8 protein-coding genes and 1 pseudogene are annotated in these 10,083 nt (G+C 47.0%); 5 read left to right on the forward strand and 4 right to left on the reverse strand.

Going from position 1 to position 10,083, the window contains the following annotated elements; genetic code table 11:
* Positions 1-87: 87 nt before the first annotated feature.
* Positions 88-447, reverse strand: a complete 360-nt coding sequence (locus tag H6F50_RS20255) for a hypothetical protein (protein WP_190430095.1) — start codon at positions 445-447, stop codon at positions 88-90.
* A 137-nt stretch (positions 448-584) separates the two neighbouring features.
* Positions 585-1,712, reverse strand: coding sequence for a saccharopine dehydrogenase NADP-binding domain-containing protein (locus H6F50_RS20260; RefSeq protein ID WP_190430096.1), 1,128 nt, complete (start codon positions 1,710-1,712; stop codon positions 585-587).
* Positions 1,713-2,154: 442 nt separating this feature from the next.
* Here H6F50_RS20260 and H6F50_RS20265 point away from each other — a divergent pair, with 442 nt between their 5' ends.
* Positions 2,155-4,674 (forward strand): GAF domain-containing protein, encoded by a 2,520-nt coding sequence (locus H6F50_RS20265; protein ID WP_190430097.1) that lies wholly within the window; start codon positions 2,155-2,157, stop codon positions 4,672-4,674.
* 47 nt (positions 4,675-4,721) lie between these two features.
* Here the strand turns inward: H6F50_RS20265 and crtO are convergent, their stop codons facing one another.
* Positions 4,722-6,416 carry a beta-carotene ketolase CrtO gene (gene crtO, locus H6F50_RS20270; RefSeq protein ID WP_190430098.1) on the reverse strand — a complete coding sequence of 565 codons (1,695 nt, stop codon included), beginning with the start codon at positions 6,414-6,416 and terminating at the stop codon, positions 4,722-4,724.
* A 416-nt stretch (positions 6,417-6,832) separates the two neighbouring features.
* On the opposite strand from crtO, the gene H6F50_RS20275 reads away from it, so the two are divergent.
* Positions 6,833-7,153: an STAS domain-containing protein gene (locus H6F50_RS20275; RefSeq protein ID WP_190411640.1), complete on the forward strand. Its 321-nt coding sequence runs from the start codon at positions 6,833-6,835 to the stop codon at positions 7,151-7,153.
* A 70-nt stretch (positions 7,154-7,223) separates the two neighbouring features.
* Here H6F50_RS20275 and H6F50_RS20280 read toward each other — a convergent pair whose 3' ends face one another.
* A complete protein-coding gene (locus H6F50_RS20280; protein WP_190430099.1) occupies positions 7,224-8,363 on the reverse strand; it encodes a SpoIIE family protein phosphatase in 1,140 nt (379 codons plus the stop codon).
* Between the two features lie 174 nt (positions 8,364-8,537).
* Here H6F50_RS20280 and H6F50_RS20285 point away from each other — a divergent pair, with 174 nt between their 5' ends.
* The 3 genes and pseudogenes from H6F50_RS20285 to H6F50_RS20295 form a co-directional block, all read left to right on the forward strand.
* Positions 8,538-8,720, forward strand: coding sequence for a hypothetical protein (locus tag H6F50_RS20285; protein ID WP_190430100.1), 183 nt, complete (start codon positions 8,538-8,540; stop codon positions 8,718-8,720).
* 116 nt (positions 8,721-8,836) lie between these two features.
* Positions 8,837-9,271 (forward strand): ATP-binding protein, encoded by a 435-nt coding sequence (locus tag H6F50_RS20290; protein WP_190411642.1) that lies wholly within the window; start codon positions 8,837-8,839, stop codon positions 9,269-9,271.
* A 357-nt stretch (positions 9,272-9,628) separates the two neighbouring features.
* Positions 9,629-10,083, forward strand: a pseudogene (locus tag H6F50_RS20295) (phosphoketolase); the annotation flags it as partial.

The raw sequence follows: 10,083 nt of genomic DNA on the forward strand, positions 1-10,083 counted from the left end.
AAACCCAACCTAATACTAAAAAATGACATCGTTTCATTCAGCTCTTTTACTGAAAATCCCGTACTCTTAGAATGCTAAAGATTGGATTTAGTCGTTGCCTGTGACCTTTTGAATCAAGTCTTGTGCTTTTTCGATTAAATTAGAGTCGTTATTGTTTTCTGTGGAATTGAGTACAGTCTTTTCGTTTGCCTTTTCGCTATAGTCAAAGGGTTCATTGGGGTTTGCTGATTTTTGCTGCTTATCCTCTTCAAGAAAACCTGTTGCTTCGCTATATTGATAGGCGCGGTCAACTCGGTCGTCTGATGTCAGCTTATCTCTTGAATGTAATACTGCATAACTAGGCTGTGCGGCGATGAATAAACTTGCCACACTGATTAAAGTCATTAAACTTAAAACAAAAATATTTTTATGGAGTTTTTGTTTTAAAGTTACTAAAATTCGTTGCATGGAAAATTCCTCCCAATTGCTTTTTGTGAGAATTGATGATGCGCGAGTAGATAGGACTACTAACACAATTTATTAAGTACGAAATGAATCGTACTTATCTAGTTACATCTATGCCGTCTGCCGCAGGATACATTCGTTTATTTTTTTAACCATTCATGATGAATTTTTATTCCTCGGCTCTGCATAGTTTGTTCAAATAAATCGGTGGAAAGTGCCTGTTCTACAGGCCAGACGCCTGGTTTTTTGAGTTTGCCTGCTAGCAATAATTCGGCAAGGGTGCCGGTGCCATAACCGGCTGCCACGGCTGTATTTTCATGCACTAAAGTTGAGCAATAACTTGCTGGCCGATCATCTTTATAACCGTTGACTTCAGAGCGAATTGCTACACCGATGCCAGTGAAGCGATCGCTAAAATCTGTCATGCGGTGGCTGACGCGAGCTAAAAATTCGATGACGTTTGGGTTGTTGAGCCAGCTAGAAGGCCACCAGTGGGCAACGCTCCAAGTTAGATAATTGTAAAAATCGGGAACTGTCCCAAATTTGGTGATGACAGTTTTAACGGGAAAAGTGTCGGGTAGCGTGAAGGCTTCTGGCATATCAAACCAGTAAACGCCGATGCGACCATAGGGAGCAGGAAATTCAATGGTTTCGCGATCGCTATAGGGCTTGATTATCTGCCACTGACCATTTATCAAAGCTTTAAAAGGGCTTTGTAGCCCTAAAAATGTTGTTCGCATCACCGTAATACCAGCGCCCCCCGACCCCGATACTAGATAGCTCAGATGAATGCGTTCTGTCTCATCTAGTTGCTCGACGCCCTGGCGTACCATGCTATTAGAAATACCGGGGAAAATACCCGTATTAATAATTGCTGTAACTCCAGCAGCAGCAGCTTCGTCTCGGAAATCCAATGCTTTGCGAGTAAAAGATGGGTGATCGCTGACATCCAGATAGTTGACACCCACTTCTATACAAGTTTTTAGGACTTGGGCATCTCGGTAGTGAAATGGTCCCGCACAGTGGATTACAAGATCGCAAGCAGCGATCGCATCCCTCAACACTTCTCGATCCGCTAAATCTAAAACCTGGAATTGCACTTGCGATCCCAGCTTTTCGCTGACCAACGTTGGCAAGCTTGCAACACCGTGCGCCCCGATTGGGTTTCTGCCAGTAACGGTAATTTGCGCCTGTGTGTGAGCGACGATATCCGCCGCCACATTGCTACCAATCCGTCCGCTTCCTCCCAGAATTAAAACCCGTGTCATTAATCAAGTTGTTAACGCTATCTTCAGTTCATCAGGTTTGCCTGCTTCTCTCCATCGGTACCAAGGCAGACTTTTTTTCAGTAGAACAGACAAATTTTATCGAAATCCGGAAGATCAATTTGTCGATCGGCTGACCTACATGAGATATTAGATGACTTTCACACCCAGCTTTGGGAAGTAGTATCTACCCGAAAACTTCACTTTGTTACACTATACTTAAGAAAGATGTATAAAAAAATCTTCTATGATAAACAAACAAATACCCATGAAGTACCCATAAAGCGGGCATCAATCGTTCGTGAATCAAGGAAAATAAAATCTTTTTTTTAATTGCTAAGAACTCCTAAATTCTAAAGATAACTTTAGGTTGGCATCATTGAGTTGCGAATGAAGGGAGTAATTAGCTGGATTTGGTATAACTTCTCAATGGAAGTGTCCAGCGGTGAAAAAGGAAATTTTCGAGCAGCAGATTGAGGCGACCTCACAACGCCGGAAAGAGCTTTGGCAACGAACTGAGGAATTTCCCACCCAGGACAAGCAACTACTGGTGGAAAGTTTGCAAGAACACGACCAAACTCTAGAAGAATTGCAAGTAACTTTAGAGGAACTGCGATCGCAGAATGAAGAGCTAATCGCCAGCCGTCAGACTGTGGAAATCCAGCGACAGCGCTACCAAGATTTATTCGAGCTGGCTCCAGACGCTTACTTGGCGACGAATCTTGATGCCGTGATTCTAGAAGCCAACCAAGCGGTAGCGCACTTGCTGAATATTTCTCAGGAACACTTGCTCGGCAAACCGTTAGTTATTTTTGTAACGGGTAAGGCTTTGCAAAACTTTTATACAAACTTAAGCCAATTCCTCGCAACTGACCAAGTAAGCAAATGGGAGGTTGAGATTCAAACCCGGCAGGGTACGCGCTTTCCCGCCACCTTCAAAGTTAAAGCAGTGCGCGACTCAAGCGGGCGGGTGGTAGAACTGCTCTGGCTGTTACAAGACATTACCGAGCGCAAGCAGCACGAAGCGGCTTTTCAGAGCGATCGCCATCTTCTCGAAACCCAGGTTGAACAACGAACGGCTGAGCTTGTGGAAACTAACGAGCAACTCAAACAGGAGATCGCTAAGCGTCAGCGGGCTGAAAAAGCTCTGTGGCAGCGGGCGGAAGGGGAATGGGCAATCCGGGTGATTACCGAACGCATCCGCCAGTCGCTCAACCTAGAGGAAATTCTCAACACGACGGTGGCAGAAATTCGACAAGTTCTAGGGAGCGATCGCGTACTGATTTTCCGCACAGAGCCGAATGGGGATGGCGTCGTGGTGGCTGAATCAGTAGATGCAGCTTGGCTCTCATTCATCGGCATTACCGCACCCGCAGCCATGTTTAGAGAATGTATGCCCCTCTATCGGCAGGGGAACGCCAGAGTAATTGATGACATTCAACAAGCAGGGTTTCCAGCAGATATCACTGAGTTTTTCCACTCGTCGCAAGTCAAAGCCGCCTTAGGCGTTCCCATCATGCATGGGGAGCGGTTTTGGGGGTTACTTGCAGCTCATCAATGTTCGGCACCGCGTCACTGGGAACCGCTGGAGATCGATCTGCTCAAGCAATTGGCAATCCAAGTATCTATTGGCATTCAGCAATCAGAACTGTATCGGCAAGTCCAGCAACTGAATACGAACCTGGAACGCCAGGTACGCGATCGCACTGCCCAATTGCAACAAGCGCTCGACTTTGAAGCACTGCTCAAACGCATCACCGACGATGTCCGCGATCGCCTTGATGAAAACCAAATTTTACAAGTTGTCGTCTGGGAATTAGGCGTCGGGCTGAATATTGATGGCTGCGATACAGGTTTATACGATGCCGACCAGACCACGTCTACCATCAGCTACGAATACACCCTAGGAATCCCTTCTGCTCAGGGACAGGTAGTGCAGATGGCAGACTTCTGGGAGGGTTATTCTCAGCTGCTGCAAGGCAAATATTTCCAATTTTGTCAGATGGTGCCCGATAGTCGAGGTGCGCTGACCAGACTCGCTTGCCCCATTGTTGATGACCAAGGGGTATTGGGGGATTTATGGTTATTTAAGCCCCAGCAAGACGTCTTCAGCGAGCTAGAAATTCGACTGGTGCAACAGGTCGCGAATCAGTGCGCGATCGCCCTTCGGCAAGCCCGGCTGCATCAAGCAGCGCGATCGCAAGTCGAGGAACTGGAAAAACTCAATCGCCTCAAAGATGACTTTCTCAATACCGTTCCCCACGAGTTACGCACACCAGTCTCTAACATGAAAATGGCGATTCAGATGTTGTCCATTGCTTTGAATCGTGACTATGCCTTATTTGCCGAAATGGGCAAGCCGAGGGAACAACAAAGCAAAGTCGCTCGCTACTTTCAGATTTTACAGAACGAGTGCGAACGAGAAATTCGCCTGATTGATGACCTGCTGGATTTACAAAAACTCTATGCAGGCGCTCACCCTTTATTACTGAGTGCGATTCAGCTCCAGGAATGGCTGCCGCCCATTGTAGAACCTTTTCAAGAGCGAGCCAGAAACCACCAGCAAACCTTGCTCCTTGACCTCCCTGCCGACCTCCCTCGCTTCATCTGCGATCCCACGACGCTAGGCAGGATTTTGAGCGAGTTACTAGAAAACGCCTGCAAGTACACCCCCGCATCAGAAACGATCGCATTCAAAGTCCAGAGTCAGCCAGGGAGCGTTCAGTTTAGCGTCAGCAATTCCGGCGTGGAGATTCCGGAACGCGAACTTCCGCATATCTTTGACAAGTTTTACCGCATTCCCAGTAATGACCCGTGGAAGCAAGGGGGAACGGGATTAGGGTTGACGATCGTGAAAAGATTAATCGCCCATTTGAAAGGGACTCTGCGAGTGGAAAGTAAGGATCGTCAGACCTGCTTTATCCTCGATTTACCGAGCGATCGCTCAGCTCAAATTATCTCCTAATCCTTCCATTGGTAGGGGCACGGGCAATGCCGTGCCCCGATTTATCGCTACGAAATTTTAAACACAGACTCAACCGTAGATTTGAGAGAATTTCCCGCATCCTTCAGCTTTTGGGCAATTGGCTGCTGAGTATGCAGGAACACACGAGCGCAGTTGCGTCCCGGCATCCCGGAAATAGAACCGCCTGGATGAGTACCCGCACCGCTGAGAAATAACCCTTCAATCGGAGTTTTGTAGTTCGCCAATTCCGGCAACGGACGGAAAAAGACCATTTGGTCGAGGGTCATATCAACGTGGTAGTAGTTCCCTTTGTAAGCGCCCAAGCGATCGCCGAGTTCCGCTGGACTTTCAACAGCACGAGCGATAATCGAGTGCTTGAGATTCGGTGAATAATCGGCTAGCTTATCTAACACGCGGTCTGCGACTTTGTTTTTCAGTTCATCTGTCCAGCCAGTACCATGCAAACCCGTACCTTCTGCACCAGCAATCTGATAAGGCGCGAAAAACTCGATCCAGAGCGTATGCTTACCTTCTGGAGCCATCGACGGATCGAGTACCGTGGGTACGACCACATACATTGAGGGATCGGCATCGGGAATGTTGCCGATAGAAGCCTCGCTGTGAGCAATTTCCACATGGCGCACCGAGTCAGCAATCAGAACTGAGCCAATCAGGTACTCATCCTGGTGATTGTGGTGTTCAAAACGTAAAGGCTCCGATAGGGCGCAATCGATCTTGAGAATTGTTTCGTTGTTGTTGACAATTCTGCGCTCTAAGCGCTCCCTTAAATTCGGGTCGGCTGAATCAACATCGCTCTCATCCATGTGGCGTAGGAACAAGCGCTTGGCATCAATGTTGGAGATCACCCCAGTTTTAGCGCGGTATTCGGTGCCACCTGCCACCCGCACGCCCACTGCACGACCGTCATCGATTAATACTTTTTCAACGGTCTGGTCGCACAGGACGACACCGCCTTTACTTTTCACTAGCTTCAGCAAAGCATCAACCAGTGCGCCGCTACCACCTTTAGGTCGCGCCATTCCGGGGTCATGGCGCATCGCCATCATGATTGAACCGACAGAAATGGTTTTTTGGGACGGAGGTGCGCCAAGCTCTGCGGAGAGTCGAGCCAAGGGCGCTTTCAGAAACTCGGAATCAAACCACTCGTTGAGGATATCTTCCGGGCTGGTGAGCATGGTACGAATCAGATCCAACGTCTTATTTGGCCCACCCAAGACGGAGAATAAATCTTGCAGCTTTTTGAGGTCGTAATTGCCAGCAATGTCAACGATCGATTTTGGCGGTGCGTTGAACACCGGGATCATTGCACCCAGTACGCGCTGCCAGTACTCGGTATATTCGGCATATTTTTTGGCATCGCGATCGCTATAACGTGCAATCTCTGCACAAGTTTTTTCAACGGATTTGTGACCTAAAAAGTATTTGCCATCAGGATGGGGGCAAAAAGCGACTGGGTCGCAATATAAATATTCCAAGCCATATTTAGTGAGTTCTAACTCTTCGACTACCGGACCCAAGTGAATGAACTCGTGGTCAATCGAGCAGAGGTTGAACTTAAAACCCGGTGCCTCTTTCGGTAAGATTTCTTCGGTTGTTGCGCCGCCGCCCGGAATGGAGCGCTTTTCTAGTAACAGAACGCTATAGCCTGCTTTGAGCAGATATGCGGCACAGACAAGTCCGTTGTGACCGGCACCAATAATGACAACATCGTACTCTTGCATGGACAATACTCTCAGACCCGTGTATATCCCCGATTCTAAGAAAGTTAAGAACTTTAAAGGGTCTATCACTCGAAGGATATCCTCCGCCCGGAGCCGCCAGCTAGACGCGGGAGAAAACGCCTTTAGGGCTGTTTGTGATGAGGCGCGAATATCAGGGCAAGCACAGGGCAAGCAGCCGCTAAGGGCATGGCGTCTACTCGGAGAGGCGTAGGGCAAAGCGGACAGAATCGTGAGAGGTGGTGAAAGATGGTAAGAGGCGCGATCGCGCTCATGCCAAGCGAGGCGTTAGCCTAGCGCAGAAAAAGTCAGTTCGCTGATTTTCTTCGTTAACCGCGGCTAAACTCTAGCCCAAAGCAATTCTCGCAGTTATACTGGCTAGGTCTACATCGTCTTGGAACGGGTCAGCACTACAGAATATGAATCCTGTTGTCAAAATTGTTCAACCCTCTGGCATTTTAGACGGTATGAAGGCGACTCAGTTTCGTCAAGAAATTAGCGATATTGTTGAAAACGGAGGCAATATGGTGTTAATTGACTTTAAGGACGTTACCTTTATGGATAGTTCTGGGTTGGGGGCGCTAGTGCTTGCACTCAAAACTGTTCGCGCCGCCGGTGGTAAACTCTTTATTTGCTCGATTAATGAGCAAGTAAGAATGTTATTTGAACTGACCAGTATGGATCGCGTCTTTGAAATCTTTCCGAATCGTGAAGAATTCAATAACGCGATTAGTCAATAGCTAATGGCTAATCGCTAATGGCTAATCGCGATCGACAATTAGCACTTAGCAATTAGCACTTAGCACTTGACTAATCAAAGTTGATTTGCAGCAACGATAAATCATCGTCAAAATAGTCTTTTGGATTCCTATCTTGAACAGAATTCACTATCCCATCTAGATTATTCTGATGATTTTTCGGAAATTCCGTCAGCAGATCGATGAATGCATCAAGACCCCAAATCGTGCCATCTGGTTGGTTAATTTCATAAATTCCATCACTGAAAATGTATAGGGTACTGGATTTTTCCACCTCGCAGCTACCATCCATAAATTCAGCATCAGGAAACATCCCAACTGGCAACCCTGGGGTTTTTAAGCGTTTGACTTGGGTTACTAAATTCGAGTTTGCAGAGATTAAAACTGCCGGTGGATGCCCAGCACTGGCGTAAACTAGGGTGCGCTTAACTCGGTTATAGACTCCGTACCAGATAGTGAAATATTTATCATTTCGCTGAGTCATCTGGAACGTTTCATTCAACGCCTTCAGGACATCACTAGGCTCATAGTAATTAATTTTAGGAAGGGCTTGGCTTTTGAGTAAGTTCATTACAGAAAGAGACGGTAAAGCAGCCCGCAATCCATGTCCGGCGACATCTAGCAGATAAATCGCTAAATGATCTGGATCTAGCCAGTAATAATCAAAGCCATCCCCTCCTAATTGACGGGAAGGAACAAAGCGCGAATCAATGGTTACAGGAGGTGAGGTCAGCGGAGAAGGAAGGATGGAACACACATACTCGGCTGCTTCTGCTAATTCCGCCTCCAACAGCAGTTTTTGGTGCTGCAAGTCGTGGCTGAGTTGGTGTAACCTCAAGCCTGCCCGCACTCGCGCCTTCAACTCATACATATCGATGGGCTTGCACAAAAAATCATCTGCCCCAGCATCCAGCCCTTTCACCCGATCCTCGACGGAACCCATCGATGTCAGCAAAATAAAGAAAGTTGTTGAAAGTTCTGCGGTTGCCTTGACCTGACGGCACACTTCCAGTCCGTTCATGCGCGGCATGATCCAATCGCAAATTACCAGTGCGGGTCGTAACTTTTGCGCTAGGGTCAAACCGGCTTCGCCATCGCTGGCGACGGTTAACTCATAACCCTCGCTTTTTAGCGTTCTTTTGAGCAATAGCTGAATCGCCGGGTCATCATCAATAATCAGAACTTGAACCATGAGATAGAGGGACTACAGGTCGCTTAAGATGGAAGGCAGTTAAAACTGAAGGATGACACCTGAGGCAAGTGTGAAGATCGCTAAACTTCACCGAAAATATGCCCAATCATAAACAAGTATAGTCATCGGTTGCTCGAAGTTATCTAGGCTTTCCACTCGTTACTGACTCGCATTATGATGATCAACATTGTTACTGCGATCGAAAATGCTCATGTAGATATTTTGAGAGCCGTCATCACCAAATCTAGCAAGTTCTACGCCCAAAGCTATCAATACTTCCAGTCTAAGCACCTCCGACTTCTTGACTCATGCCACCCATTCATGAGGCTAATGAGAAAGTGGCACGCTGCCCACTAACCAGAAAATTCATTGCGATCGCAACGATTACCTATAGGCTAGACTGGATTCTCTCTAATTTGTGCCGATGTTTAATACAAAGTTTCAGTGTCGTTGATTAAAAAGGCTTTGAACAGTTGAAACTCATCAAAAAAATCTCTGTACAAGTTTCCAGCGACCTCAAGGCGTTAGATGGTGTTTTGTCATGGTTTGAAGGTTTAAATCAACCTGAGATTCCTAAAAAAGTTTGGCTACAGTGCCAATTAGCTCTGGCCGAAGGCTTTACTAACGCAGTTCGTCATGCCCACAAAGGCAAAACTTCAGATGTTCCAATTGATATTGAAGTTAATTTGTTTTCGGAATGTTTAGAAATCCGAATTTGGGATCAAGGACCGCCTTTTAATTTAGAAGCCCGCCTTAAAAAACCAGAGGAGATCAGCAAGAATGCCACGGGGGGGCGGGGTATCGCCATTTTACAAAAAATCGCGGACTATCTGAGTTATACCCGCACTGACAACCGGAATTGCCTGTTAGTTGTAAAAAATTATTCTAATTTGTTAGCCTCTGATTGAATTTCACATAAAGATAAGTAGAAGTTTAATTTCTAATAAGATTTTAATCTTCACAACTGGAGAAAGAAAAGAGATTTATAGACCTAGAAGGCTGTAGGATCGAGGGTTAAGAGGCTAGGAGTTGGCTGAAGGACGGACTTCTTAGCGTCTGGAGTACGAATGTCTTCAGGAAAACGGTTTTTGGGTTGATGAGCGCCTACCGGCTGAAATAACCATACAACAGAGCGAGCAATGGGATGGGTGCGAGTAGCGATCGCGCAATCCTAGCACTGCTGACGAACCTACCCTACGGGAAGCCAACGCCATTTTACGTTTTTAGCTTCTCGCGCACTTAATTTACAAGAGGAATCTGAGATTATGACCGCACCGACTCAAGAGGCGATGTTAGCGACGCCTGCTTTTTGCGATGGAATTCAATATTTTGGCGAGAATTTGCCAGGATTTGAGACGGCTGGAAAATCTCCTGCCATAGAAGAAGGTAAGCCAAGCATCGCATCTCCCACCGATCCGGCTGCTGTCTTCCAAACTTTATTGTATGCAGATGCTTTACGCTATTTGACCCTGCAAGTCACTGCAAGTAAGGCGTCTGGGCACCCTGGCGGTTTTGCGAGTCAAGCGGAAGCGTATGCCGCATTGGTTATGCTCGGTTACAAGAATATCATCACCGAAGTCGGCCATCACGCCCCCGGATTTTATAGTGCCATGTTCTTGGATCGGTCGCTAGAGGACATGGGAATCACGACCGTGCAGCAATTGCGCGATCGCTTCCGGGAAAAACACGGACTCTTAGGACACCTCTCCGGCTACATTCC

Origin of the sequence: Coleofasciculus sp. FACHB-712 (genome assembly GCF_014695635.1) — a bacterium.
Taxonomy (GTDB): Bacteria; Cyanobacteriota; Cyanobacteriia; order Cyanobacteriales; family FACHB-T130; genus FACHB-T130.

Excerpts from the sequence above, each read along its gene's own strand:
- H6F50_RS20285 (WP_190430100.1), top strand. The coding sequence starts at position 8,538 with ATGATGATCAACATTGTTACTGCGATCGAAAATGCTCATGTAGATATT.
- H6F50_RS20275 (WP_190411640.1), top strand. The coding sequence starts at position 6,833 with ATGAATCCTGTTGTCAAAATTGTTCAACCCTCTGGCATTTTAGACGGT.
- H6F50_RS20260 (WP_190430096.1), bottom strand. The coding sequence starts at position 1,712 with ATGACACGGGTTTTAATTCTGGGAGGAAGCGGACGGATTGGTAGCAAT.
- H6F50_RS20255 (WP_190430095.1), bottom strand. The coding sequence starts at position 447 with ATGCAACGAATTTTAGTAACTTTAAAACAAAAACTCCATAAAAATATT.
- crtO (WP_190430098.1), bottom strand. The coding sequence starts at position 6,416 with ATGCAAGAGTACGATGTTGTCATTATTGGTGCCGGTCACAACGGACTT.
- H6F50_RS20280 (WP_190430099.1), bottom strand. The coding sequence starts at position 8,363 with ATGGTTCAAGTTCTGATTATTGATGATGACCCGGCGATTCAGCTATTG.